25 protein-coding genes are annotated in these 25,160 nt (G+C 72.9%); 15 read left to right on the forward strand and 10 right to left on the reverse strand.

What is annotated here, in order from left to right; translation table 11 throughout:
* Window positions 1-36 precede the first annotated feature (36 nt).
* Window positions 37-798, reverse strand: coding sequence for an ABC transporter permease (locus tag ACQP10_RS35625; protein ID WP_433540497.1), 762 nt, complete (start codon window positions 796-798; stop codon window positions 37-39).
* Entirely contained in the window at window positions 795-1,523 is a 729-nt protein-coding gene (locus ACQP10_RS35630) for an ABC transporter ATP-binding protein (protein WP_433540498.1), read from the reverse strand. Before ACQP10_RS35630 ends, ACQP10_RS35625 begins: the two co-directional genes overlap by 4 nt.
* A 256-nt stretch (window positions 1,524-1,779) precedes the next feature.
* Between ACQP10_RS35630 and ACQP10_RS35635 the strand changes: the two genes are divergently transcribed.
* The 3 genes from ACQP10_RS35635 (at window position 1,780) to ACQP10_RS35645 (ending at window position 4,011) form a co-directional block, all read left to right on the forward strand.
* Window positions 1,780-2,667 carry a sensor histidine kinase gene (locus tag ACQP10_RS35635; RefSeq protein ID WP_433540499.1) on the forward strand — a complete coding sequence of 296 codons (888 nt, stop codon included), beginning with the start codon at window positions 1,780-1,782 and terminating at the stop codon, window positions 2,665-2,667.
* A 119-nt stretch (window positions 2,668-2,786) separates the two neighbouring features.
* Window positions 2,787-3,446, forward strand: coding sequence for a response regulator (locus ACQP10_RS35640; protein ID WP_390003189.1), 660 nt, complete (start codon window positions 2,787-2,789; stop codon window positions 3,444-3,446).
* Between the two features lie 118 nt (window positions 3,447-3,564).
* A complete protein-coding gene (locus ACQP10_RS35645) occupies window positions 3,565-4,011 on the forward strand; it encodes a sterol carrier family protein (protein WP_433540500.1) in 447 nt (148 codons plus the stop codon).
* Window positions 4,012-4,179: 168 nt separating this feature from the next.
* Here the strand turns inward: ACQP10_RS35645 and ACQP10_RS35650 are convergent, their stop codons facing one another.
* Window positions 4,180-5,319, reverse strand: coding sequence for a hypothetical protein (locus ACQP10_RS35650; RefSeq protein WP_433540501.1), 1,140 nt, complete (start codon window positions 5,317-5,319; stop codon window positions 4,180-4,182).
* Between the two features lie 157 nt (window positions 5,320-5,476).
* On the opposite strand from ACQP10_RS35650, the gene purF reads away from it, so the two are divergent.
* Window positions 5,477-6,913 (forward strand): amidophosphoribosyltransferase, encoded by a 1,437-nt coding sequence (gene purF, locus ACQP10_RS35655; protein WP_179822420.1) that lies wholly within the window; start codon window positions 5,477-5,479, stop codon window positions 6,911-6,913.
* Window positions 6,910-7,935: a phosphoribosylformylglycinamidine cyclo-ligase gene (purM, locus tag ACQP10_RS35660; protein ID WP_346018610.1), complete on the forward strand. Its 1,026-nt coding sequence runs from the start codon at window positions 6,910-6,912 to the stop codon at window positions 7,933-7,935. Before purF ends, purM begins: the two co-directional genes overlap by 4 nt.
* 197 nt (window positions 7,936-8,132) lie before the next feature.
* Here the strand turns inward: purM and ACQP10_RS35665 are convergent, their stop codons facing one another.
* A complete protein-coding gene (locus ACQP10_RS35665; RefSeq protein WP_179822416.1) occupies window positions 8,133-8,357 on the reverse strand; it encodes a DUF3073 domain-containing protein in 225 nt (74 codons plus the stop codon).
* Window positions 8,358-8,507: 150 nt separating this feature from the next.
* Window positions 8,508-9,611, reverse strand: a complete 1,104-nt coding sequence (locus ACQP10_RS35670; protein ID WP_346018609.1) for a Leu/Phe/Val dehydrogenase — start codon at window positions 9,609-9,611, stop codon at window positions 8,508-8,510.
* A 208-nt stretch (window positions 9,612-9,819) separates the two neighbouring features.
* Here ACQP10_RS35670 and ACQP10_RS35675 point away from each other — a divergent pair, with 208 nt between their 5' ends.
* The 6 genes from ACQP10_RS35675 (at window position 9,820) to ACQP10_RS35700 (ending at window position 15,937) form a co-directional block, all read left to right on the forward strand.
* Window positions 9,820-10,677: a hypothetical protein gene (locus ACQP10_RS35675; RefSeq protein WP_433540502.1), complete on the forward strand. Its 858-nt coding sequence runs from the start codon at window positions 9,820-9,822 to the stop codon at window positions 10,675-10,677.
* Between the two features lie 319 nt (window positions 10,678-10,996).
* The gene (gene bldC / locus ACQP10_RS35680) at window positions 10,997-11,200 is read left to right on the forward strand and encodes a developmental transcriptional regulator BldC (protein ID WP_013133571.1); all 204 of its coding nucleotides are present in this window, start codon (window positions 10,997-10,999) and stop codon (window positions 11,198-11,200) included.
* Between the two features lie 612 nt (window positions 11,201-11,812).
* Window positions 11,813-12,898: a LacI family DNA-binding transcriptional regulator gene (locus tag ACQP10_RS35685; protein ID WP_218911771.1), complete on the forward strand. Its 1,086-nt coding sequence runs from the start codon at window positions 11,813-11,815 to the stop codon at window positions 12,896-12,898.
* Window positions 12,899-13,023: 125 nt separating this feature from the next.
* Window positions 13,024-13,272 carry a hypothetical protein gene (locus tag ACQP10_RS35690; protein WP_179822413.1) on the forward strand — a complete coding sequence of 83 codons (249 nt, stop codon included), beginning with the start codon at window positions 13,024-13,026 and terminating at the stop codon, window positions 13,270-13,272.
* Between the two features lie 62 nt (window positions 13,273-13,334).
* Window positions 13,335-14,213 carry an N-acetylmuramoyl-L-alanine amidase gene (locus tag ACQP10_RS35695; protein ID WP_386150837.1) on the forward strand — a complete coding sequence of 293 codons (879 nt, stop codon included), beginning with the start codon at window positions 13,335-13,337 and terminating at the stop codon, window positions 14,211-14,213.
* Window positions 14,214-14,281: 68 nt separating this feature from the next.
* On the forward strand, window positions 14,282-15,937 hold the full coding sequence (locus ACQP10_RS35700) for a beta-N-acetylhexosaminidase (protein WP_346018607.1): 1,656 nt from the start codon (window positions 14,282-14,284) through the stop codon (window positions 15,935-15,937).
* A gap of 123 nt (window positions 15,938-16,060) precedes the next feature.
* On the opposite strand, the gene ACQP10_RS35705 is transcribed toward ACQP10_RS35700, so the two are convergent.
* The 3 genes from ACQP10_RS35705 to ACQP10_RS35715 form a co-directional block, all read right to left on the reverse strand.
* Window positions 16,061-16,264 (reverse strand): heavy-metal-associated domain-containing protein, encoded by a 204-nt coding sequence (locus ACQP10_RS35705; protein WP_179822410.1) that lies wholly within the window; start codon window positions 16,262-16,264, stop codon window positions 16,061-16,063.
* Window positions 16,264-17,403 (reverse strand): quinone-dependent dihydroorotate dehydrogenase, encoded by a 1,140-nt coding sequence (locus tag ACQP10_RS35710; protein ID WP_433540503.1) that lies wholly within the window; start codon window positions 17,401-17,403, stop codon window positions 16,264-16,266. Before ACQP10_RS35710 ends, ACQP10_RS35705 begins: the two co-directional genes overlap by 1 nt.
* 159 nt (window positions 17,404-17,562) lie before the next feature.
* Window positions 17,563-18,276, reverse strand: coding sequence for a GAF and ANTAR domain-containing protein (locus ACQP10_RS35715; protein ID WP_179822405.1), 714 nt, complete (start codon window positions 18,274-18,276; stop codon window positions 17,563-17,565).
* Between the two features lie 667 nt (window positions 18,277-18,943).
* Between ACQP10_RS35715 and ACQP10_RS35720 the strand changes: the two genes are divergently transcribed.
* The 3 genes from ACQP10_RS35720 (at window position 18,944) to ACQP10_RS35730 (ending at window position 20,939) form a co-directional block, all read left to right on the forward strand.
* Window positions 18,944-19,327: a hypothetical protein gene (locus tag ACQP10_RS35720; protein ID WP_179822403.1), complete on the forward strand. Its 384-nt coding sequence runs from the start codon at window positions 18,944-18,946 to the stop codon at window positions 19,325-19,327.
* A 100-nt stretch (window positions 19,328-19,427) separates the two neighbouring features.
* Entirely contained in the window at window positions 19,428-20,180 is a 753-nt protein-coding gene (locus ACQP10_RS35725) for a phosphatase PAP2 family protein (protein WP_399501812.1), read from the forward strand.
* Between the two features lie 15 nt (window positions 20,181-20,195).
* Window positions 20,196-20,939: a phosphatase PAP2 family protein gene (locus tag ACQP10_RS35730; RefSeq protein WP_346018604.1), complete on the forward strand. Its 744-nt coding sequence runs from the start codon at window positions 20,196-20,198 to the stop codon at window positions 20,937-20,939.
* On the opposite strand, the gene ACQP10_RS35735 is transcribed toward ACQP10_RS35730, so the two are convergent.
* Complete coding sequence (locus tag ACQP10_RS35735; protein WP_346018603.1) at window positions 20,929-21,438, reverse strand: isochorismatase family protein; 510 nt, start codon at window positions 21,436-21,438, stop codon at window positions 20,929-20,931. The genes ACQP10_RS35730 and ACQP10_RS35735 overlap by 11 nt on opposite strands.
* Before the next feature lie 771 nt (window positions 21,439-22,209).
* Between ACQP10_RS35735 and ACQP10_RS35740 the strand changes: the two genes are divergently transcribed.
* Window positions 22,210-23,055, forward strand: a complete 846-nt coding sequence (locus ACQP10_RS35740; protein ID WP_346018601.1) for a universal stress protein — start codon at window positions 22,210-22,212, stop codon at window positions 23,053-23,055.
* Here the strand turns inward: ACQP10_RS35740 and ACQP10_RS35745 are convergent.
* Entirely contained in the window at window positions 23,012-24,934 is a 1,923-nt protein-coding gene (locus tag ACQP10_RS35745; RefSeq protein ID WP_346018600.1) for a glycoside hydrolase family 15 protein, read from the reverse strand. The two genes, ACQP10_RS35740 and ACQP10_RS35745, sit on opposite strands and share 44 nt — an antisense overlap.
* Window positions 24,935-25,160: the final 226 nt, after the last annotated feature.

A 25,160-nucleotide genomic window follows, 5' to 3' on the forward strand; every position in this document is an offset into this window, starting at 1 on the left:
CGGACGGGCCGGGCCTCGGGAGACGGGCGGCGGCGGTCACGCGTCCCTCCGGAGGAAGACGGCGGCGGCGACGCCGAGCAGCGCGAGCGTCCAGGCGGCCATGACGGCGCCCCCGGCGAGGGGCGGGATCTCTACGGAGGACCGGAACGTCCGGATGAACATCCGCGCCCCGGCCAGGTCGGGCAGGTAGTTCGCCAGGGGCGTGACCCGGGTCAGCAGGTAGGTGACGCTGACGACGGAGGTGTTCAGGATGAGCACGACGAGCGGCACCACGCCGCCGCGGGTGAGGAGGGTGAGCCCGTGGGCGAGCAGCGCGGTCAGCACCCAGTAGGCGACCACGCCGAGGACACGCGGCGCGTCGGCGGAGGTGAGCGGCGCCGTGAGCTCCCCGGGCACGACCCGGCTGACGGTGAGCGTGGCCGCCGTGGAGAGGGCGGCGAGGACGGCTGCGGCCAGGATCAGCGCGCCGGCCTTCGCGGCGAGGAACCGGACGCGGGACGGCACCGCGGTCAGGCTCGCCGTGATCTGCCGGCCGCCCGCCGAGTCCCCGCCCTCGGCGAAGTACTCGCTGCTCGCCGCGACGACGCCGAGGACGACCACGCCGATGACCCCGAAGGCCAGTTCCTGGAACCCGGCGTCGACGCCGGCCGGGTCGGAGCCCCCGGCGGCCCGGCCGGCGCTCCGGGCGCCGGCGTTGAGGGCCGCGACGGCGAAGGGCACGACCAGGCCGATCACGACCGCCACCCACGCCGACGGGATCCCGGAGAGCTTGAGGAGTTCCGCGCGGAGCGCCCTCACGGCCGGCCCCCCTGCCCCGCGCCGGGACCCGTGCCCGAGGTGAGGGCGAAGAACGCGTCCTCAAGGCCGCGGTGGGCGCCGGTGACCTCGGCGAGGGTGCCCAGCGCCACGACACGCCCGCGGTCGATGACCACGACGTCGTCGACGGTCTCGGCCAGCTCGCCGATGAGGTGACTGGACAGCAGCACGGTCCCGCCGGCCGCGGCACGGTCCCGGAGGAGCCCGCGGAGCCGGCGGATGCCCTCGGGGTCGAGCCCGTTGACCGGCTCGTCGAGCACCAGCACCGGCGGGTCGCCCAGCAGGGCCGCCGCGAGGGCGAGACGTCTGCCCATCCCGAGCGAGTAGCCGCCCACGCGCCGGCCCGCGGCCTCGGTGAGGCCGACGAGGTCGAGGACCTCGTCCACCCGGGCGCGGGGCAGCCCGTTGGAGGCGGCGATCCAGCGCAGGTGCCCGCGGCCGGTGCGGGAGCGGTGCGCGCCGCCGCCGTCGAGCACCGCGCCCACCGTCGTCAGGGGCCGGCGCAACCGGGCGTACGGCCGCCCCGCCACGAGGGCGACGCCGCCGTCGGGGCGGTCCAGGCCGAGGAGGATGCGCAGGGTGGAGGACTTCCCGGCCCCGTTCGGGCCGAGGAACCCGGTCACCCGCCCCGGGCGGGCCTCGAAGCCGACCTCGGTGAGGATCCGCTTGCTCCCCCGCCGTTTGCTGACCTGGTCGATCGTGATCATGTGTCTCCCGTCGTCACCGGATCGCCGCCGTCCCCCGGGTTCCGTTCCGCGGGTCTCCGCCGTGTCGGGGCCCGGTCGGGCGGCCCCTCGGCGACCGCGGCGGGCGGGACGATCCGTGAAGCAGGACCCCAGCCAACGGCCGTCACCGGGGTGGGCGCATCGGTCCCGGAGCGGGTCCGCGGGGGCGGGCTCGGCCCGCGGGACGTCAGTCCCCGGTCCGACGACGCCGGGGCGGGCGGACCGTAGGATCGGGGCGATGAACACCCCGGGACGGCCGGTGTGGCGGTCACGCGTGCGATATCTCGCCGGGACGGCCTTCGCCGTACTGGCCGCGATCCTTCTCGGGGTCGGGGCGAGCGGCCCCCTCGCGGTCGTCGTGCCCCCGGTGATCACGGTGGCGGCGTTCGGCGTCGCGGTATGGGCCGTCCGCCGGGGCCGCGCCGAGCGAGCCGCCCACGAGGCCAGGCTCACGGAGTGGGCGGCGTCCGAGGCGGTGCTGGTCGAACGGCTGCGCGTCGCCCGCGACCTGCACGACATCGTCTCCCACGGCCTCGGCCTCGTCACCGTCCGCGCCGCCGCGGCCCGGCACGTCATCGACGCCGGTGACACCGCCTGTGACCCCGCCTGTGGCGCCGCCGTCCGCGAGGCGCGGGAGGCGCTGGCGGACATCGAGGAGGCGAGCCGGCACGCCACCACCGAGCTGCGCCGCATGCTCATCGTGCTCCGCCGTACCGACGGGCCCGAGACCCTCGACCCCGTGGAGGACCTCGGCCGGGTCCCCGGGATCGTGCGGGCCGCGCGGCTCGCCGGGCTGCGTGTCCGGCTCGACCTCGGGCCGGTCGGGGAGGTGTCGCCGGGCGTCCAGGTGGCGGTCTGCAAGGTGATCCGCGAGGCCCTCGACAACGCCGCGCGGCACGCCGGCCCCACCGGCGTCCGGGTCCGTCTCCGCCGTGACGCGGACGCCGTCGTCGTCACCGTCGACGACGACGGTCCCGTGGGCCACTGGACGGCCAGGCCCGGCGCCGGTCACGGCCTGCTCGGGCTGAACGAGCGGGTGACCGCGCTCGGCGGCGTCCTCGGCGCGGAGCGCGCCGGGCGCGGCTTCCGCGTCACCGCCCGCATCCCGGACGGGGAGGCGGCGTGACCGCGCCCGGCCGTACGGGACGCCCCGGCGGGACGACGCCGGACACCGCCGGGGTCGTGACCCCGGACGGCTCTCCGGGAGCCGTTCCGGAAGCCGCCGCGGACGGCGGTGAACGCCCGATCCGGGTGCTGCTCGTCGACGACCAGCCGCTTCTCCGGCGCAGCCTCGCCATGGTCATCGACCACGACCCCGGTCTCACGGTCGTGGGTCAGGCCGGCGACGGCGCCGACGCGCTCGCCGCCGTCCGGGCCGCCCGCCCCGACGTCGTGCTGATGGACGTGCGGATGCCCGTGCTCGACGGCATCCAGGCCACCCGCCGGATATGCGCCGACCCGCACCTGGCGGCGACCCGGGTCCTCGTGCTCAGCATGTTCGAACTCGACGAGTACGTCCACGAGGCCCTCCGCGCCGGGGCGTCCGGGTTCCTCCTCAAGGACATCCAGCCCGGCGAGCTCATCGCCGCGATCCGGCGCGCCCACTCCGGGGAGGCGCTCTTCGCCCCCTCGATCCTCACCAGGCTCGTCGAGCACTACCTGAGGACGCCGGCCGTCCGCGAGCCCGCGCCGGTCGGCGGGCTCACCGCCAGGGAGGTCGAGATACTCGCGCTCGTCGGCGCCGGGCTCTCCAACGGAGAGATCGCGGACCACCTCACGATCTCCGTCAAGACCGTCAAGACCCACATCTCCCACCTGCTCGCCAAGCTCGGCGCGCGGGACCGGGTCCACCTCGTCATCGCCGCCTACGACCACGGGCTCGTGGCCCCCCGCGCCGGCGCCTGACCGGCCGCGCCGCCCCGCCTCCGCGCGTCGGGCGAGAGCGGCCCACCAGGACTCCGGACGGGACGGCGGCCGGCGGCTCACCGGCCGCGCCGCTCCCGGGGGCGGGCATGATGGGGGCGTGCCGCCTCACAAGCCCGATCCCGCCAAGGTCCGCGCCGCGCTGGACGCCCAGCTCGCCGCACTCGACGAGCCGCCCTACGACGGGCCGGGAAGCCCCGCGGCGCTGCTGGCCGCGTGCGTGCCGGTGGTGCTGCGGGTCTACGACCGCGATCTGCGGCCCGAGCGGGACATCGCGCGGCTGGCCGTACGGCACCTGCTGGACCGGCTGGCGACGGCGGCTCCCGGGCGGACCGTCGAGGTGCGGGTCCCGCCGTACGCCGCCGTGCAGTGCGTGGAAGGCCCCCGGCACACCCGCGGCACCCCGCCGAACGTGATCGAGACCGACGCGCGGACCTGGCTGGAGCTCGCCACCGGGCGGGTGACGTGGGCCGAGGCGACGGCCGCCGGGAAGGTCTCCGCGAGCGGGGCCAGGGCCGACCTGTCGGCGTACCTCCCGGTGCCCTGAGGGCGATCCCGGACCCCGGTCCGGCCTTCCACGTCCGACATCCGGTCCCGGCACCCGCGTCCGGACGTCCGGCCCGATCACACCGGGTTCAGCCGCACCCGTCAGGGCAGCCCGTCCGACGGGCGGGCCGGATCCCGCCGGGAGAGGCGCGCGGTCACCGTCCGGCGGTCACGGCGTGCTCACCTGGATGCCGAGCCGGTCCTCGATGCAGCGCCGCTGGAGCTCGGGCGACAGGTTGGCGCAGTCGCCGACCTTGCTGTAGAGCCAGCTCAGGAAGACCACGGCGATGATCAGGGTCAGCGCGCTCAGGATGATGCCCGCCCAGCCGCGCCCGCGGCCGGAGTTCTTCGCCACCGCGACGATGCCGACGATCAGTCCGGCCACCGCCGTCAGCACGCCCAAACCGCACACCAGGAGCAGGAAGATGCTCACGATGCCGAGCACGAGCGCGGCGGTGCCGATCCCCGTCCTCGGCTTCTCCGGCGCCCACCGGCCCCCCGGATACCCCGGGTAGGGCGCCGGCCCCGGGTAGGCGCCGCCCGTCCCGTACGGCTCGCCGCCGCCCGCGGGCGGGTAGGCCGGCGTCTCCCCCGTGCCTCCCCCCGGGTAGCCGGGGGTTCCCCGGTACGGACCGCCCCCCTCGTACGGCGGGGCTCCCTGGTACGGCGGAGCGCCCTCGTACGGCGGAGCGCCCTCGTACGGCCCGCCGCCCGGCGGCGGCGCGGCACCCCGGCCCGGCTCCCCACCGGGCGGCCCGGCCCGGTCCGGCTCACCGGCTCCGCCCTGCCCGCCGGTTCCGCCCTGCTCACCGGCTCCGCCCTGTCCGCCGGTTCCGCCCGGTTCGTTCACTCCGCCCGGTCCTCCCGTTCCGCCCGTTCCGCCCGTCTCGGCACGCTCGCCCGGTCGCTCCGGCTCACCGGGCTCGCCCTGCCGTTCCTCCCCGCCCGGCGGGGGGTCGAAGCGGGAAGGCTGTGCGGCGATCGGCGGCACGCCCGGCTCGCCGAGCGGCTCGTGGGCCGCCTCCTCGGGCGCGCTCTCCCACCCGGGGTAGGCGGGCGGGGTGGAACCCGGCACGACGTAGGGGGTCTCCGGCTCCGACCGGATCGGCTCGGGGACCTCCGGTGCGGTGGGCACGTCCGGGTGACGGGGCGGCGTGGGCTCCGAGGGGGTGGAGACCGGCGGCTGCTCGGTGTCCTCGTCCTCACCGGGGACGCGCGGTTCCGGGGAATGTGGCCGGGTCTCCTCCGGGCCCTCCTCTCCCGGCTCCCGCCGGGGGTCGGGCTGGCGCGGATCCTCAGGTGTTGTCACGTCTCTTCTCCCGACGCTAGATATGCCGGATACCTCACACTCCCCCCGCCCTTTGCCCCGAAACAGGCCGACACGGCAAACGACAGATCATAGTTCGGTCAAGGCCGGACGACCCCCGGAGCGCGAGCAGCGATTCGGCCGACCTAGACTGAAGCATGTGCTGAAGGGCGACGGCCGGCTGAGCCATGACCTTGATCCCCAAGACCGTCCTCCGAAGGACGCCTGCGGCGTCTTCGGTGTCTGGGCGCCAGGGGAAGAAGTTTCCAAACTCACCTACTACGGGCTGTACGCGTTGCAGCACCGCGGACAGGAGTCCGCGGGCATCGCGGTCAGCGAGGGCAACCGCATCCTCGTCTACAAGGACATGGGCCTGGTCGCCCAGGTCTTCGACGAGTCGGTGCTCGGCACGCTGCGCGGCCACATCTCCGTCGGCCACTGCCGTTACTCGACGACCGGGTCGAGCGTCTGGGAGAACGCCCAGCCGACGCTGAGCTCCACCGAGGACGGCGGGCTCGCGCTCGCCCACAACGGGAACCTGATCAACACCCCCGAGCTGGCGCGGCGCCTGGCCCCCGGCTCGACCAGGGCGACCACCGACACCGAGGTGCTCGCGGCGCTGCTGGCGCAGGACCGCGGCCGGCCCATCGAGGACGCCGCGGCCGAGCTCCTCCCCCAGGTCAGGGGCGCCTACTCCCTCGTCTTCATGGACGAGAAGACCCTTTACGCCGCCCGCGACCCGCAGGGCATCCGCCCGCTGGTGCTCGGCCGCCTGGAGCGCGGCTGGGTGGTCGCCTCCGAGACGGCGGCGCTGGACATCGTGGGCGCCACGTTCGTCCGCGAGATCGAGCCGGGCGAGCTGCTCACCATCGACGAGCGCGGTGTGCGCTCGCGCGTCTTCGCCGCGGCCGACCCCAAGGGCTGCCTGTTCGAGTACGTCTACCTCGCCCGCCCCGACACCACGATCGCCGGCCGCAGCGTGCAGTCCACCCGCGTCGAGGTCGGGCGGGTGCTGGCCCGCGAGCACCCGGTCGAGGCCGACCTGGTCATCCCGACCCCCGAGTCGGGCACCCCCGCCGCGGTCGGCTACGCCGAGGAGAGCGGCATCCCGTACGGCCAGGGCCTGGTCAAGAACTCCTACGTCGGCCGGACCTTCATCCAGCCGTCCCAGACGATCCGCCAGCTCGGCATCCGGCTCAAGCTGAACCCTCTGAAGGAGGTCGTGGCGGGCAAGCGCCTGGTCGTCGTGGACGACTCGATCGTGCGCGGCAACACCCAGCGGGCGATCGTCAAGATGCTGCGCGAGGCGGGCGCGCGCGAGGTCCACGTCCGGATCTCCTCCCCGCCGGTCTCCTGGCCGTGCTTCTACGGCATCGACTTCGCCACCCGGGCCGAGCTGATCGCCGGCTCGCTCAGCGTGGAGGAGATCCGCGCCTCCCTCGGGGCCGACTCGCTCGGCTACATCTCGATGGAGGGCCTGACCCAGGCCACCACGCTTCCCGCCGAGCGGCTCTGCCGGGCCTGCTTCGACGGTGTGTACCCGATTCCCATCGACCGCGACAACGTGGGCAAGTACGTCCTGGAGGCCAAGCTGTGACCAGCTACGCCGCGGCCGGCGTCGACATCGACGCCGGCGAGCGCGCCGTCGAGCTGATGAAGTCGAAGGTCGCGCGGTCCCGGCGGCCCGAGGTGGTCGACGACCCCAGCGGCTTCGCCGGCCTGTTCGACGCCTCCGCGCTGCTGTCCTACCGGCGGCCGCTGCTGACCGCCTCCACCGACGGCGTCGGCACCAAGGTGATGCTGGCGCAGGCGCTCGGCAAGCACGACACGATCGGCGTCGACCTGGTCGGCATGGTCGTGGACGACCTGGTGGTCTGCGGCGCCGAGCCGCTGTTCATGACGGATTACATCGCCTGCGGGAAGGTGGTCCCCGAGCGGATCGCCGAGATCGTGGGCGGCGTCGCCGAGGGCTGCCGCCTCGCGGGCTGCGCGCTGATCGGCGGCGAGACGGCCGAGCACCCCGGGGCCATGGGCGCCGACGAGTACGACCTCGCGGGCGCCGCCACCGGCGTGGTGGAGGCCGACGCGATGCTGGGCCCGGACCGCGTCCGCGAGGGTGACGTGGTGCTGGCCCTGGCCTCCTCGGGCGTGCACTCCAACGGCTACTCGCTGGTCCGGCACGTCATCAAGCTGGCCGGCCTCTCCCTGGAGGCGGAGGTCCCCGAGCTGGGCCGGACGCTGGGCGAGGAGCTGCTGGAGCCGACCAGGATCTACTCCCGCGACTGCCTGGAGCTGGCCCGCGCCGTCGACGTCCACGCCTACGCCCACATCACCGGCGGCGGCCTGGAGGGCAACCTGTCGCGGTCCCTGCCGCCGACCCTGGACGCGCTGCTCGACCGGTCCTCCTGGACCCCTCCGGCGGTCTTCGAGGTGCTCGCCGGGCACGGCAAGGTGGCGCAGGCCGACATGGACCGCACCTTCAACCTGGGTGTGGGCATGGCGGCGGTGGTCGCTCCGGACGCCGTCGACGCCGCCCTGGCCCTGCTCGCGGAGCGGAACCTCCCGGCCTGGGTGCTCGGCGAGGTCGTCCCCGGCACCGGCCTGGCCCGCTACCGCTAGGTCAGGGGGACCCGCCGCGTCGTCCCGCCCGGCCGTACGACTCCGCCTCGCCGTACGGCCGGCGCCGGTCCCCGGGCGGCCCGATACGACGAAGAGCGCCCCGGGGATCCGGGGCGCTCTTCGGTCAGGACACGGAGAAAACACCCGGTGGCCCGAGGCCACCGGGTGTTCAGCTCACGCTCCGTCTGAAGTTGGGCCTAACGGCGACCGGGCGGTCCGCTGTCGCGGTCGTCGAAGTCGTCGGCGTAATCGGCATAGCGATCCGCCAGCTCGTCGTAGGAGTCGTTGGCGTCGTCACCGTGGTTGGAGTCGTCCCTGACTCCGAGCTCGTTGCGAAGACGCTCAAGATCAGTGCCACCGCTGTTGTACTTCAGCTGGCGAGCAACCTTGACCTGCTTGGCCTTTGCTCGGCCGCGCCCCATTGGCTCGACCCCCTCGTGTGGGGTCGTGCCCGACCCCTCGTCGCTAACGCACCACGCACTGACGCCACCTGACTTGAGGCGTCAGCTCTCGTTCGACTACAACCGTACCTGTTTTACGCCCGGCTCGGTACGCCGTATGGGCGCGAGGCGCTAGTGGCCCAGCCAAATGCCCCTAATTCGCCCGACTTCCGACATTCTGCGTTCCGCCAGCCTATCGGCTGCGACCGCCGGGGGGACCCCGTCCTCGGCGGCCATGGCGAAGATCTTGAGAGTCGTGTCGTAGATCTGGGTGGCCTTTGCCTTCGCCCGGTCCATGTCGAAACCGCCGATCTCATCGGCGACCTGGATGACCCCGCCGGAGTTGACCAGGTAGTCGGGCGCGTAGAGGATGCCGCGCCCGGCGAGCTCCTTCTCCACCCCGGGGTGGGCGAGCTGGTTGTTGGCCCCGCCGCAGACGATCCTGGCACGCAGGCGGGCGACCGTCTCGTCGTCCAGCGCCCCGCCCAGCGCGCACGGCGCGTAGACGTCGAGGTCGGCGCCGGTGAGCTCGGTCTTGTCGGTGACGACGTTCACCTCGGGGTGCCGTGCCCTGACCCGCTCGACGGCCTGCTCGCTGACGTCGCAGAGCACGACCTCGGCGCCGTCCGCGAGGAGGTGCTCGACCAGGCGGTGGCCGACCTTGCCCACGCCCTCGACGCCGACGCGCCTGCCGCGCAGGCTCGGCGAGCCGTAGGTGTGCTCGGCCGCGGCGCGCATGCCCTGGAACACGCCGAAGGCGGTCAGGATCGAGGAGTCGCCCGCCCCGCCCTGCTCCGGCGTGCGGCCGGTCACGAAGGAGCACTCGCGGGCCACGACGTCCATGTCCTCGCTGTAGGTGCCGACGTCGCAGGCGGTGTAGTAGCGGCCGCCCAGTGACTGCACGAAACGGCCGTAGGCGCGCAGCAGCGCCTCGCTCTTGTCCGCCGCCGGGTCCCCGATGATGACGGCCTTGCCGCCGCCGAGGTCGAGCCCGGCCAGGGCGTTCTTGTAGGCCATGGCCCGCGAGAGGTTGAGCACGTCGGCCAGCGCCGCCTGCTCGCTCTCGTAGGGGTAGAACCTGGTGCCGCCGAGCGCCGGCCCGAGGGCCGTGTTGTAGATCGCGATGATCGCGTACAGACCGCTGCGCTCGTCGGAGCAGAAGACCACCTGCTCGTGCTTGGTCTGGCCGTTCGAGGGGCTGATGTCCTGGTGGGACAGCCCGAAGACGTCGGTCACTGTGGTGACTCCCGGTCGTTCAGGTCCGCCGCTCCGTCGCGGCGGAGATCAGTCTCAGAGTAACCACAACTTCCGGGACAGCGGAGGAGGAAACCCCGCCTTCCCACCAGGTGGGACGGCCTGGCGGCGGCGGACGGCCCCGGGCCCGCCCGGCGGGCACGGGGTCGATACCGGACAGGAAGCGGTTCTTCATGACACGATTACGGTCGTGCTGCCCTATGCCGCCTACCTCCGCGTCTACGAACCGCTGGCCGCGTTCGCCCCGCAGGAGCGCGCCTCCTGGGCCGCCTACGCCGAGGCCGCCGACCGGCCCCGTCGCGCGGGCGCCCTGCGCGCCGAGCACGGCGAGGCGGTACGGCGCCTGCTCGGCGTCCCTCCGGTCCCGGCGCCTCCCCACGAGAGCCCCAACGCCTATCTCAGGCGTGTGGAGGAGGTGCTGTACGTCTGCCCCTGGCAGAGCCGGCTGAGGTCGTGGCTGGCCTTCTCCCGCTTCCGGGGGGCGACGCCGGCCCGCCTCGCGGAGCGGTTCGTGCCGTTCACCGTCGCCCAGCAGACGGCCGACGACTTCGACAGGTTCAAGCGGCGCGGCGGTTCGGCGGCGCTGCGAACCAACATCCGGACCTCGACGTGGCACGTTCCCACGGAGTGGTTCGTCCCCTTCGACCACAACGAGCGGTGGCTCGTCCTGGACGACGGCCGGCCCCGGAGCGGCGCGACCACCACGCGCAACCTGATCTACGTGACGTCCATGGCCCACGCCAGGCGCCGCAGCGCCCGCGCCCTGCAGATCGTCCGCAGGCACGTGGGCGATGACACGCTGATCTCCGGGATCGAGGAGGTGGCGCGCTGGCTGGAGGAGTTCCATCCCCACTCGCTGGTGGAGCTCGACTACGGCGGCATCGTCCACCTCATGGACGACGACACGCTGCAGGCCGACCACTCGGTCGCGGAGGTCTCGGCGGCCCTGACGGGTCTGGAAACCGGCGAGGAAGAGTTGGCCTTCACCATGTACCGGCGGGTGATTCTCCGCTGGAGATCAATACAACTTCTCGAATCAGCAAACTGAGTCGCAAATCATCCCTCTGACCTGCATAAGTAGTTCAGTCGATGACCGGCGACACATCTACGAACTGAGTAGTTTGCCGTTTTCACTGCGATACCACGAAACGTGTCGCTAGAATCACCGAGCGTGACAACAACAGGTGCACAAGAGAGATGAGCCCCGCAAAGGCTCGCCAATCGCTCTACGTGGCTGTATGGTCACATCGGGTGATGCCGCATATGGTCCGAACAGCCGCACGCAAGGGGCCATAAGCGGACATCCGTGACAAGCGTCAAGTCGCAGGATCGCTGTCGCCGGTCCACATGGAGGAGAGGCCGCACAAATGTCAGCTCGTACACCCGAGGCAGAGCCGCTGCTCACCCCGGCGGAGGTCGCAACCATGTTCCGCGTCGATCCCAAGACCGTCACCCGGTGGGCGAAGGCGGGCAAGTTGACGTCCATCCGCACCCTGGGTGGTCACCGCCGCTACCGGGAGACCGAGGTCCGGGCGCTGCTCGCGGGGATTCCGCAACAGCGTTCCGAGTAAGACGGGGATCGATCGCTTCAGAAACTAGGGGGACCAACCGCGCGCTCACGCCGTGGGCGCGCAGACCACACCGGTTGTGTGGGGAGCGGCGCCGCCCGCCCGGCGCCGCCCCGGCACGGCGCCGGCCGCACCGGTCGTACCGTGCCGTCCGTGCCGCCCATGCCGTCCGCACCGGGTCACACACCCGCGCGCGCCCGGGGCCGACCGGGCACCTGAGGCCGACCGCGCCTCGCGCGCCGATCGTCTTCCGCCCCGTACGGGCCGCCTCGTCCGGGGCCGTCCGCGCGTGTCGCGAGCCGGCCGGGCCCGTCCGGTGAATCGTTCCGTATCCGCTCCGTAACCGGACGGGCGGACCCGCCCGGATCCGCCCGGCGGCCCGCCGCCGTTCTCCCGGGCGCCACGCCGCGCCGACGACGCTCTCGGCGACCCTCCCCCGGTGACGTCCCGCCTGGTCAGAGGCACCCTGCGCGCGGCACACCGCCCGGTGCCCGCCCGTACGGCCCGGCACCCGCGGCCATCGCAAGATCGGACTTCCTGAACACAGGCCGTACCCCTTCGGGTTCTCGATCGTTTTGAGTGACAGGTGCCCATCCACCATCACGGGGGAGAGCCATGTCAGGTCCGCCGATCAATGTCACCGCCACCCGAGCCCGCGGGCTCACCGAACCCGTCGCGCCCGACGGCTACGGACCGCGCCCACGGCCGACGATCCGTAACGTCGCCGAACGCGCCGGCGTCTCCAAGTCGCTGGTGTCACTCGTCCTGCGCGGGTCGCCGCACGTCAGCGAGCACCGCAGGCAGGCCGTGCTGCAGGCGGCCAGGGAGCTCGGCTACCGGCCCAACGCGGTCGCCCGCAGCCTCGTCGAGGGCCGCACCCACCTGGTCGGCGCGCTCGTCGCCGACCTGCACAACCCCTTCTACGCCGAGTTCCTGGACGGCCTGCAGGAGAGCCTGCACGGCGACGGGCTCCGGCTGCTCATCGGCAACAGCCAGTGGGACCCCGCCTTCGAGGACGAGGCCGTGGGAGCGTTCCTGGAGCTGCGGGTGGACGGCCTGGTGCTCCTCGGCATCGCGCCCACCAGCGAGACGCTGATCGAGGCCACCTCCTACACGCCCACGGTCGTGGTGGGCGAGCGCGAGACCGACCTCGGCGGCGTGGACATCGTCGTCGACGACGACCAGCTCGGCGCGCGCCTGGCGATCGACCACCTGGTGGAACTCGGCCACCGCCGGATCGCCCACGTCGAGGGCTCCCGGTTCTCCTCGGGGTGGTTCCGCTGCGAGGGCTACCTGGTCGCGATGCGCCGCCGGGCGCTGGCGCCGTACATCATGGTCGAGCAGGGCGACTGCACCGAGGAGGGCGGCGCGGCGGCGGCACGCGTCCTGCTCACCCGCACCCCCCGGCCGACCGCGATCTTCGCCGCCAACGACACGGTCGCCATGGGCGTGCTCGCGGTGGCGGCCGAGCTCGGCCTGCGGGTGCCCGAGGACCTGTCGGTGATCGGGTACGACAACACCCACCTCGCGGGGACCGCGCCGATCTCGCTGACCACCGTCGAGCAGCCGCGCCGGAACATGGGCCGCTCGGCCGCGGCGCTGCTCAGCGACCGGATCGGCGACCCCGGCAAGGCCTCGCGGCTGCGTCAGGTGACGCCGCGGCTGGTCGTACGGCGTACCACCGGCCCGGCTCCCGACTGAGGCGTCCGCCTGGATGCGTCGCACCGCGCCCAGGCGGGCCCCAGTTTCCCGTCAAGACCTGGTCAACCCCCGAAGTGGCGGAAAGCCACCGGTGTTCACTCCTGTGTGACAAGAGGGGGTTGACGATGCGTGATCCAGAACTGGTTTCATGCGCCCAGCGCGCGGCCGCCGAGTTGGAGCGGGCGTGGGCACACTGGAGGGCCGCCCGAGGCCGCGCCGGAGACGTCGGCGCCGAGTCCGTGGCGAGTTACGTGGCCCATTCGATCGACCATCCGTGGGGGCGCCCGCGCGTGGTCCTGGGGCTGGACGCCGAGGACGCCCGGGAGCTCGCCTCGCTCCTCACCAAGCAGGAGATGGGCGACCACGTCTGGTGACGGTGGCGCCGGTCACGTTCCGAGCCACGTAAGTTGGGTGGTTGACGACTCCTTCGAGGGGGATGAGCGTGACCAGTAAAGCACTGGCGACGGTCCTCGTCGCCTGCGGCCTGAGCGCCGCCGCGTGCGGTGGCGGCACCACCGCCGCGGGTCCGGCGCGTGACGCGGAGCCCGCGCCCCGCGCGGCGAATCCGGTGACGGCCCCGAGCGGTCCCGCGGCGGAGACAGCCCCGGCGACCACGGCGCGGACCACCCCGCCGGCGGCCGGGACCACCTCGGCGAAGCCGCTGAGCGGCAAGACCGTGGTCATCGACCCGGGCCACAACGGAGCCAACTACAAGTACCCAGCGAAGATCAACAAGCAGGTCGACGTCCTGACCCAGCGCAAGGCGTGCGACACCACCGGTACCGCCACCAACAGCGGTTACAGCGAGGCGGCCTTCACCTGGGACGTCTCCCGGCGGCTGGAGAAGATCCTCGAAAGCCGGGGCGCGACGGTGAAGCTCACCAGGCACGGCAACAACGGCGTAGGCCCATGCATCACCGAGCGGGCCGCCATCGGCAACAAGGCGAAGGCGAACGCGGCGATCTCCATCCACGCCGACGGCGCGGGCCCGGCCGACCACGGCTTCCACGTGATCATTCCGAAGAAGATCGGCGGCCCGGTCGACCCGGTGGTGGCCGACTCCCGGCGGCTCGGCATCGACGTCAGGAACGCCTACCGCTCGGGCACCGGCATCCCGTACTCCACCTACGTCGGATCCAAGGCGCTGAGCTTCCGCAGCGACCTGGGCGGGCTGAACCTCTCCACGGTTCCGAAGATCTTCATCGAGACCGGCAACATGCGCAACGCCGGTGACGCCGCCAAGCTGGAGAGCCCGGAATTCCGGCAGCGGATCGCCACTGCCCTGGCCAACGGGCTGCAGACCTACCTGAGGTGACGCGCGGCCTCGCCGCCGGACCGTCCGGGGGGTGCGCGGTCCGGCCGGGATTGGCATGATCTGAAGGCATGACTGATCTTCTGCCGCGTCCTGTCCTCTTCGACCGGACCGGCGGGTCCTTCGACCTTCCCTCCGGGGCGGGTGTCACGGGCCCCGCCGGACCGGTGGACTCCCTGCGCCGGGCGCTGCCCGTGCTGGACCTGCGTCCCGCCGGGCACGGGCCGGTCACGGTGACGGAGGACCCGGCGCTGGGCGAGGAGGCCTACGCGCTGGAGGTGACGCCCGAAGGCGTCCGGATCACGGCCGGCGGCCGGGCCGGCGCGTTCTACGCCGGCCAGACGCTGCGGCAGGCGCTCGGCGCCGAGGCGTTCCGCGCCGCGACGGCCCGCGACTCGTGGACGGTGCCGTGCGGCCGGGTCGAGGACGCGCCCGCGTTCTCCTGGCGCGGGGTCCACCTGGATGTGGCGCGGCACTTCCTGCCCAAGCGCGAGGTGCTGCGGATGGTCGACCTCATGGCGGCGCACAAGCTGAACCGGCTCCACCTGCACCTGGTCGACGACCAGGGCTGGCGGATCGAGAGCCGTGTCGCGCCCCGGCTGCACGAGATCGGCTCGCACCGGCCGCGCACGATCACCAGCATCCGCGGCGAGGAGGACGCCTTCGACGAGGTGCCGCACGGCGGCCACTACACGCTCGGCGACCTCACGGAGATCGCCGCCTACGCCAGGGCCAGGGCCGTGACGGTCGTGCCGGAGATCGACGTGCCCGGTCACGCCTCGGCGATCCTCGCCGCCTACCCCTCGCTCGGCGCGCGGGCCGCGGACGGCCGGGAGCCCGCGCCCTTCACCGTGCTGGACCGCTGGGGCATCTCCCCCGCGATCCTGTCCCCGCTGCCGGAGACGATCGAGTTCCTGACCGCCGTGTTCGACGAGCTGCTCGGCGCGCTGGGCGAGACGCCCTACGTGCACATCGGCGGCGACGAGTGCGTGCTGGACGACTGGGCCGCCTCACCGGCCATCACCGCGTTCCGCGAGGAGCTGGGGCTCGCCGAGCCGAGCGACCTGCACGCCTGGTTCCTGCGGCGGCTGGCGGACGAGCTGGCCGGGCGGGGCAGCCGGGCGGTCGTCTGGGACGAGGCGTTCGTCAGCGGCGCGCTGCGGACCGACACGATCGTGATGCCCTGGCGCGGGATGGAGGTGGCCCGGCGCGCCGCCGAGGCGGGCCACGACGTGGTGCAGACGCCGGTCTTCCCGCTGTACTTCGACTACGCCGAGTCCGCCTCGGAGGACGAGCCGATCGCCATCGGCGACGCGATCACCCTGGCGGACGTGGCGGCCTTCGACCCGGCGCCGTCCTCGTGGACGGCCGGGCAGCGCGGGCGCGTGCTGGGGGCGCAGTTCCAGCTGTGGAGCGAGCGGCTGCCCGACGGACGGGCGGTGGACTACCGCGCCTGGCCCCGTGGCTGCGCGCTGGCCGAGGTCACCTGGTCCGGCGCGGCCGGCGCCGACTTCCCGGAACGGCTCACCCGCCACCTGGACCGCCTGGACGCGCTGGGCGTCGAGTACCGCCCGCCGTCCGGGCCGCGCCCCTGGCAGCTCGGCGGCGCTGGGCACCGCCGCCACCGGCCGCGGGCCGTCAAGGTGGAGGAGGTCATGCGGCGGCTGGAGGAGATGACCCACCTCGCCGACTCCACGCGGCCCAGCATCGCCGGAGACGGGGCCTGACCGGCCCCGCGGGCCGGTCGCCGGCGGCCGTACGGGGCGTGGCCTGACCGGCCGCGCGGGTCGTCCGCGCGGCATCGGGTCCGGGGTGCCGCGCCGTACGGCCCGCGCCGGCCGGGGCGCGGGTCAGCCGGCGACCTCGTAGCCGGCCTCCTTGATCGCGGCGCGGATCGCCGCGTCGTCGGGGGAGTCGCCGGAGACCTCGACCCGGCCGCTTCCCAGGTCGACCTCGACCCCGGTGACCCCGGGGACCTCGCCGACCTCCTCCTTGACCGAGCTGACGCAGTGGCCGCAGGTCATCCCGGTGACGGTATACGTGATCACGCTCATCAGCGCCTCCCACCCTCGTTTCCTCCGGTGAGGGTATCGGCCCCGGTCGCCGTGAGGCCGATGACCTCTCGCAGGTCGGTGACGCCGCGGCGGCGCAGCCGGCGGGACAGCTCGCGGTGGATCCGGTGGGCCCACAGCGGTCCCTCGTAGATCATCGCGCTGTAGCCCTGGACGAGGGTGGCCCCGGCGAGCAGGCGCTCCCAGACGTCGTCGGCGTCCTCCACGCCGCCCACCGAGACCAGCGTCAGGCGGTCGCCCACCCGGGCGCGCAGCCTGCGCAGCACCTCCAGCGAGCGGTCCTTCAGCGGACGGCCGGACAGCCCGCCGGTCTCGTTCCAGTGCTCGTCGGGCCGGCCGCCCCGCCCGGCGGCGTCCAGGTCGCGGCGGATCGTGGTGTTGGTGGCGATGATGCCGTCGAGGCCGAGGCCGAGGGCCAGGTCGGCGATCGCGTCGACGTCGTCGTCGGCCAGGTCCGGGGCGATCTTGACCAGCAGCGGGGTGCGGCGGGGGGTGGCGTCGGCGACCTCCTTGACCGCCGCGAGCAGCGGCCGTAGGAGCTCGACGGCCTGCAGGTCGCGCAGGCCGGGGGTGTTCGGGGAGCTGACGTTGACGACGAGGTAGTCGGCCAGCGGGGCGAGCTCCCTGGCGCTCGTGACGTAGTCCTGGACGGCCTCGGACTCGGGCACGACCTTGGTCTTGCCGATGTTGACGCCCACGACGGCCGGGACCCCGCGCGGCCGGCTCAGCACCCGGGCCGCCGCACCCGCCCCGGCGTTGTTGAAGCCCATCCGGTTGACGATGCCGCGGGCGCGGGGAACGCGGAACAGGCGGGGCCTGGCGTTGCCCGGCTGGGCGTGCGCGGTGATCGTGCCCACCTCGACGTGACCGAAGCCGAGCGCGGACATGGCCTCCACGCACCCGGCGTCCTTGTCGAAGCCCGCCGCCAGCCCGAACGGGCCGGGGAAGTGCACGCCGAACGCCCGCACGCGCAGGGCGGGGTCGCGGGGGGCGAGCCGCCGGTGGACGAGCCGCTTGACCGCGGGCGTCACCGACAGGAGGCGGAGCGCGCGGACCGTCAGATGGTGCACATCCTCCGGGTCGAAGCGGCTGAGGACCTGCGTGAACACGAATCGATACATCACCGATCAGGTTAGTACCCCCGGCGAGCGGTACGGCTCGCCGGTGGACGCCCGCTCAGGCCGGCCGCGGGGCGCCCACCGTCCGCCGCGGGGCGGCCGCCCGGCCCGGCCGGCCGCGGGGCGCCTGATCGCCCCGGCCGGTCGTCGCGGGGCGCACGCTCACCTCGGCTCGCCCGCCCCTTCCCCCAGCACCTCGGCCGCGAGATCGGCCACCCGGCGGCGGCTGTCCCTGGCCCGCTTGCGCAGCCCGGTGAACGCCTGGGCCGCGGTGAGGTCGTGCTTGCCCATCAGGTAGCCGATGGCCCGCTCGATGACGACCCGGTAGTCCAGGGCGTACTGGAGCTGCTCGGCCAGGGCGCTCTTCTCCTCGGCGGCCATCGCGGCGCTGAGGAGCTGCTCGATCACGTCGGCGTAGGCGTAGAGGGCCTGGACGTCCGACTCGTCCCACTCGTACGGCTCCGACTGGTAGACGTTCAGGGTGCCCACGGGGTCGCCGCCGAGCCGTACCGGGACCCCGGCGACCGCCCGCACCTCGGGGTGGAGCAGGTCGGCGAGCTTCGGCCAGCGCGGGTCCGAGTGCACGTCGGTCGAGGTGACCGCGGTGTTCTCCGCGTAGGCCGACACGCACGGGCCCTGGCCGAGGTGGAGCTGCGCGCCTTCGAGGCTGCGTCCCCGGTCGTCGGTGGCGACCAGGTAGCGCAGTTTGCCGCCCTCCTCGGCGAACATCAGGCCGGCGCCCGAGTAGCCGAAGAGGGTGTCCACGACGTCCACGGCCCGCTCCAGCTGGTGGACGATGCCCTTCCCCTGGGCGGACGAGGCCGTCTGGAGACGTCTGAGACTCGCGACCAGTGAGTCCGGATCGACATGGGTCATATGTGTGGCGCCTTTCAGCGTCGGCCTACCTACTTGACGTGGGCGTTACGACTGCCCAGAAATAGGAGAAATAACGGTTATTACCTTTGGGGCGGCCACCGCGAGTCCAATGGGACGCTCTCCTGCCGGGGTTTCACGGGCTGCCGTTCACGGCCGTTCCGGACCCGGAACCGGACCGATCGGATCCCGCGAACCGGGCCGGGCCGGGGAACCGGATCGCCCGGGTTCGTGAACCGGGCCGGGCCGGGGCCGGGAGCCCGGTCACGGCCGGTCGGGCCGCCGGATTCCGGGCGGCCGGTCGACGTGCCGCCCGCGCGCGCCGGCGCGGGGAACACCGCGCGAGGGGTCCGGGTCGTAGCCGACGGGCCGGGATGGTCCATCACCTTGAGTCATGGGAAAAGCTTCCTCCGAGCCGAGGTAGCTCCGCGGACGCAAGGCGGAATGATCTGCGGCAAAGACTAGTGCCGTCCGGTGCCTTGGGCCAATCGCTCCCGGCGGGCCGCCGTCCGGCGCGTCCCGGGGCACGCTCCGGAACATCCCCGGCCCCGGTCCGGCACACCCCCGGACACAGTCCGGCACACTCCGGGCGCCGTCCGGGCACACCCCCGCAACCGCCGTCAACAGGGTTTTAAGTGATCAGCAAGTGGAAGGCGGCAGAGTGAGGCATATGAGCACTCTGTCACGTTCCGCAGCAGTCCGCCGCCGGCGCACCCTGGCCCGTGTCGTCCTCCGCGACCTGGAGGAGACCGGCGCCACCACCGTGCCGCCGTGGTGGGAGCCGGAGATCGAGCAGGAGTTCGGCGGCCTGGGCGGGTTCCTCGCCGAACTGAGCCGCCAGTGGTGGACCGCCTACGCGGCGCACCTGGACGCGCTGCTCGAACTCGGCGCGGGTGACCCGGCCCAGGCGTGGCGGGACGTCACTGAGCAGATGCCGTGGCTGCGTGCCGTACTCGACTCCTACGCCGGAGAGGCCGCCCTCGCCGAGGCCGAGCGGCGCCACTGCGACGTTCTGCGCTGGACCACCCGGCGCGAGGCCCGGCGCGCCGCCTGACGGCGGCCTCCCGGTCACCGCGACCGGGACACCGGAGACCGGCGGCTTCCCTTTTACGGTCTCCCACGCATATCCGGGCGTCCTCGGGTACCCGTATGGAATGCTCAAGTTGCCCGGCCGCCATGACAGGAAGGCGTCGGACCGCCGTCTGGGTACGCGACTCACCCTCGCGGTGGCCCTGGTCGCGCTGTTCGCCGTGCCGTTCATCCTGCTCCTGGTGTTCGTCGTCTCCTCCTTCACCCCGCTGAACGACCTCGACGAGAGCGTGGCGCGGAGCCTGCACACCCGCGCCCTCGCGGAGCCCCGTTACACGCACTTCCTGAGCGTGGCGACCGAGGTGCTGGGGCCGAACGTGTGGCGGGCGCTGGTGGTGGCGGCGGCCCTGTGGCTCTGGTATCGCGGAGCCCGGCGGCTGGCGGTGTGGGCGGTGGTCACGATCACCGTCAGCGGGCTGCTGAACCTCGCGGTCAAGGAGATCGTGAACCGGGCGCGGCCCGTCCTGCCCGACCCGGTGGCGACGGCGCCGGGCGCCTCCTTCCCCTCCGGGCACGCGATGGCGGCCGCGACGGGGGTGTGCGTCCTCGTGCTCATCCTGCTGCCGTCCCTGAGGAGCACGGCCGCGCGCATGACCGCGTGGATCGTCGCGGCGGCCATCGCGATCTTCGTCGCCTACACGCGGGTGGCGCTCGGCGTCCACTGGCTCAGCGACGTGACCGCCGGGCTCACCCTCGGCGTGGTGGTGGTCGCCGGGACCGTCGCCGGGTTCGAGAGCTGGCGGCGCGAGGAAGGCCGCAGGCCGGTCGAACCGCACAAGGAAGGTGTCGAGCCGGAACGTTCTGAGGAGATGTTTTAGGGTAGTTCGCGCGCCATGTCGAAAACGTCGATCGACTTCAAGAACGCGGCGCGCCTCATCCTCCTGCCGCTCGTCCTCATGGCCGCCCTGACGATCGGCGTCGGGCTCCTCATCACCAAGGTCCTGCAGACCACGACCCTCATCGCGAACGACGAGGGGGTCAACGCGGCGATGACCAAGGACCGCAACGCCTTCTGGAACTCGCTGACGGACACCTTCACCGCCTTCTCCGACATGCCGACGATCATCGCCGGCACCGCGGTGCTCATCATCGTCTTCCGGTTGGCGTTCAAGCGCTGGAACGAGTCGGCCTTCCTGACGCTGGCCGTCTTCTCCCAGTCGGCCATCTTCCTGCTGGCCACGGTCTTCGCCCAGCGCAAGCGGCCGGAGGTGCAGCACCTGGACCCCGCGCCCCCCACCTCCAGCTTCCCCTCCGGCCACACCAGCGCGGCCGTCGCCTTCTACTGCGGCCTCGCGCTGATACTGACCCTGCACACCCACCGCTACAAGATCCTCAACGTGCTGTGGTGGGTGGTCGGGCTGGGGATCCCCCTGATGATCGGCTACTCGCGGATGTACCGGGGCATGCACCACCTGACCGACGTGAGCTGGGGCTTCCTGCTCGGCCTGGTGTGCGTCGCGGTGGCCGCCAACGCGCTGCTGCGGAGGCGGCCGATCGCCGCAGAGCGGCCCGTCATCACCAAGGACACCGCGGGGAACGACGCCGGGAGGACCACGAAGAACACGGTCACGACATAGTGACCTCGTCGAGATCGGCGATCCGGACGCCCGCGACGGCGAGCTCCTCCTCGACCCTCCGGGAGACGGCCGCGGCGGGCTCGCCGGCGTCGTAGGTGGCGTGGGCGCCGCGCACGAGGGTGACCGGGTGGCCCCGCTCCAGAGCCGCCAGGGCCGTGGCCCGCACGCACCACTCGCTCTGCATCCCCGCGACGACCAGCGGCGCCGCAGGCTGCAGGAGCGACGCGAGGCCGGTGCCGAGAAAGGCGTCGGGGCTGTGCTTGTCGATCACGTGCTCGCCGGGGAGCACGTCGTGGACGAGCTCCCAGCCGGGGGTGCCGGGGAGGTCGGGGTCGCCCTCCCCTCCGTTGTTCCGGACGAAGACGACGGGCGCGCCGGCCGTACGGGCGCGTTCCAGCAGGGTCGTGAGGGCGAGCGCGACCTCCCGCGCGGCGGGCACCGGCTCCGGGGGTTCGAGCATGTTGCGCTGGACGTCGACAAGAAGCAGGATCTTCGGCACAGTCGAACACTAGTTCACCCACTGTTGCGGGAAAAGCCTATAGTGACGGGAGCCTCCCTCCGGGAGGCGCGACGAACACCCCAAGATCGCTTTCCGTATCCGCATGATCGCTCTATGACACGAAGTACGATGGAAGTCCCGACAGGGAGATTCACTCCTTCTCCTCTGGGCAGGAGCAGTCAGCCGATCGGGTCTTCATCGTCCGGCGGCCCCCTCAGGAAGGAATCCCGCCCATGGATCGTCAGCCCGTTGTCTGCGCCACCTGCAACGGTGTCCCGCCCGCCGCGGACGCGCGTGCCTACACGGCGCAGCGAGCCCGGCTGATCGTGGCGAACGGATACTGCGCCTGCCGATCCGCCGCGGACGCCGCCCATGCCACGGCGGCCCCCGCCGAGGCCGTCCACCCGAATCAGGGCCGCCCCGAGCAGGCGGGTTCCACGCAGGCCCGGCCGCAGCGGCCCGGTTCCGCCGAGGGGACGCCGCACCGGAGTCCGGCCCGCAGGGCCGTCCCCGGGAGGAGCGTTCGCCCGCGGAGCAGGCCGCGATGGTGCGCGCCTGATCCGGCCCCCCTTCCGGTCGGTCCCCCTCCCGTCCGCGGCCGGCCCTTTCCCCTGATCCCCTGCGTCTCCGCGCCCGGCATCCGCCGCGGCCGGCGCGCCTCCATGCCCGGCGCCGGCCGCGCCAGGCCCGTCTCCCGACCCGATGCTCGCCATAACCGGCAAACGGGGCAAACATAGAGATGAGGGGACATACAGCAGGGCGGGGGATGCCATGCGGGCACGTGACGAAGGTCTGATCGTCGTCGGATACGACGGCTCGGAGGCGAGCGAGCAGGCGGTGCGCTGGGCCGTCGAGGAGGCACGGATGCGGTTCGTCCCGCTGTCCGTCTGCCACGTCTGGCGGCAGCCGTACCCCGTGAACTTCGTCGATCCCGCGACGATGGACGTCCTGGCGCACATGGGCCGGTACGTCCTCGACCGGGGGGTCGACCTCGCCCGGGGGCTGGCGCCGCGGCTGGACGTCAGGGGACGTCTCGACATGGGCTCGCCCGCCGCCACCCTGCTGGCCGAGGCGGCCGCCGCCGATCTGGTGGTGGTCGGCCAGCGCGGAGCGGGCGGTTTCGATGAGCTGCGCATCGGCTCGACCGCCGCGCAGCTCGCCGCGCACGCCTACTGCCCGGTGGCGGTCGTCAAGAACCTCCGCCGGTCGCGCGAGGGCCGCGTGGTGGTGGGCGTGGAGAGCACCCGCATGGAGCGGGGCGAGCTGAAGGTCGCGTTCGAGGCGGCACGGATCAGGCGCGTGCCGCTGTCCGCGTTCTGCCTGTGCCCGGCGGGCACCGACGACCCCAAGCCGTTCGCCAAGCGCTTCTACTGCGACATCTCGGTGTGGGAGGAGAAGTATCCCGGGGTGGAGGTCGAGAGCACCGTGGACTCCCGTCCCTACACGCGGCTGCTGCACCGGGCGGCCGAGGACGCCGCCCTGGTGGTGATCGGCGACTTCGGGGACGACGACCCGGTGGAGCTGCCCCTCGGCGTGGTCTGCCAGGCGCTGCTGCGCGAGGCGCCGTGCACGGTCATAGTGGTTCCGTCTCGGAGGTCTGCCACATCCTCTCGGTGACGTGCCGCCGCTCCGCCCGGATGATGTGGATGACCGCGTTGATCAGCGCGAGGTGGGTGAACGCCTGGGGATAGTTCCCCAGGTGGCGCCCGCTGTAGGGGTCGATCTCCTCGGCGTAGAGGCCCAGCGGGCTGGCGAAGGACAGCACCTTCTCGCAGAGCTTGCGGGCCCGGGTGTGCTCCCCGATCTCCACCAGCGCCGACACCAGCCAGAACGAGCAGATCGTGAAGGCCCCCTCCTCCGCGGCCATGCCGTCGTCGGTCTCCTTGGGGTCGTAGCGCAGCACGAGGTCGTCGACGGTCAGGTCGTCGGCGATGGCCAGCACCGTGGCGCGCACCCGGGGGTCGGTCGGCGGCAGGAACCGCAGGAGCGGGATGAGCAGCAGCGACGCGTCCAGCGCGTCGGTGCCGTAGTGCTGCCGGAAGGTCCCCCGCTCGCTGACGCCGTGGGCGCACACGTCCTCGTGGATCTCGTCGGCCACCGCCCGCCACTTCTCGGCCAGCTTCAGGTCGTCGCGGAGCCGGGCGAGCCGCGCGCCCCGGTCGACCGCCACCCAGCACATGACCTTGGAGGAGGTGAAGTGCCGGCGCTCGCCGCGCACCTCCCAGATGCCGCGGTCGGGCTCCCGCCAGTACTTGATGGCCGACTGCACCTGACGTTTCAGGACCGGCCAGATCCGCTCGTCGAGGTGGTCCCGGGACCGGGTGTGGATGTAGAAGGACTCCAGGACGGCGCCCCAGACGTCGTTCTGGCGGTGCTTGTAGGCGGCGTTGCCCACCCGGACCGGCCTGGCCCCCTCGTAGCCGCCCAGCCGCTCGATGACATGCTCCTCCAGGTCGCGCTCCCCGTCGACGCCGTACATCACCTGGATCTCCTTGTCGCGCTCGGCGACGTCGGCGATGAAGGCGAAGAAGTCCTCGGCCTCCCAGTCGAACCCGAGGGTGTACAGGCCCCAGAGCGCGAAGGTGGAGTCGCGGATCCAGGTGTAGCGGTAGTCCCAGTTGCGCTCCCCGCCCGGGGTCTCGGGCAGGGACGTCGTCGCCGCCGCGACCAGCGCGCCGGACGGGGCGAAGGTCAGGCCCTTGAGGGTGAGGGCGCTGCGTTCCAGGAACCCGCGCCACGGGTGGTCGGGGAAGTCGCCCCTGGCGAGCCAGTGCTGCCAGTGGTGGGCGGTCCACACGAGCCTGCCGTACGCGTCCTCGAAGGTGCGGGGCGGCTCGTGGGCGGTCCAGGAGAGCGCGCAGAACCGCGTCTCACCCTCCCGGAGCAGGGTCCGCGCCTTGGCCCGCGCCTTCTCGAACCCCAGGCGCATGTCCGTGGTCAGCGTGAGCTCCAGATCGGCCCCGTCGGCGCGGGCGACGCCCTGGTGGTAGTTCTGGCCGGTGTAGTCCCACCGGGCCGGCCTGCGGCCGTAGTCGAACACCGGCTCGCAGTCGAGGGTGACCTGCATCTCCCCGCTGACGCAGCGCACCGTGCGGAGCAGCACGTGGGCGGCGTCGTAGTCGGTCGGGGCCCTGCGGTGGGTGTGCGACAGCTCGTCCTCGTGGTGCCACGGGCCCATGAGCAGCGCGTCGCGCACCACGATCCAGCCGGTCGGCGAGCCCCAGCTCGTCTCCAGCACCATGGTGCCGGGCAGGTACCGGCGCGCGGAGGGCACCCTGAGGTCGGTCGGGCCGATCCGGAACCCCCCGGCGTCCCGGTCCAGCACGGCGGCGAACACGCTGGGCGAGTCCATCCTCGGCAGGCACAGCCATTCGACGTTCCCGCTCGGCGCCACGAGCGCGGTGGACTCGCAGTCGGACAGGAACGCGTAGTCCGCGATGTGCGGGAAGGGGGAGAACTCGTAGAGCCCGGCGCCCAGCGGCGGGTCGGTCGTCATGGATGCCCCCGCTCTCCCCGGGGACTCGCTCGTTCCCCGGGGACTCGTTCGGGCGGGCCCGCCGACCGGGCGGACCCCGGCGGCCCGTCCGTACGGCGCGGGCCGGAGTGGCACCGCCCGTACGGCGTCGCCCGTACGGCGTCGCCGGGATCAGCCGGTACGGCCAGCCGGGCCGAAGCGGCTGATCACGAACGCCCTTATCACTACTTTAGGCATGAAACCGCAG

The organism is Streptosporangium sandarakinum, assembly GCF_050942225.1.
Lineage (GTDB): Bacteria > Actinomycetota > Actinomycetes > Streptosporangiales > Streptosporangiaceae > Streptosporangium > Streptosporangium nondiastaticum.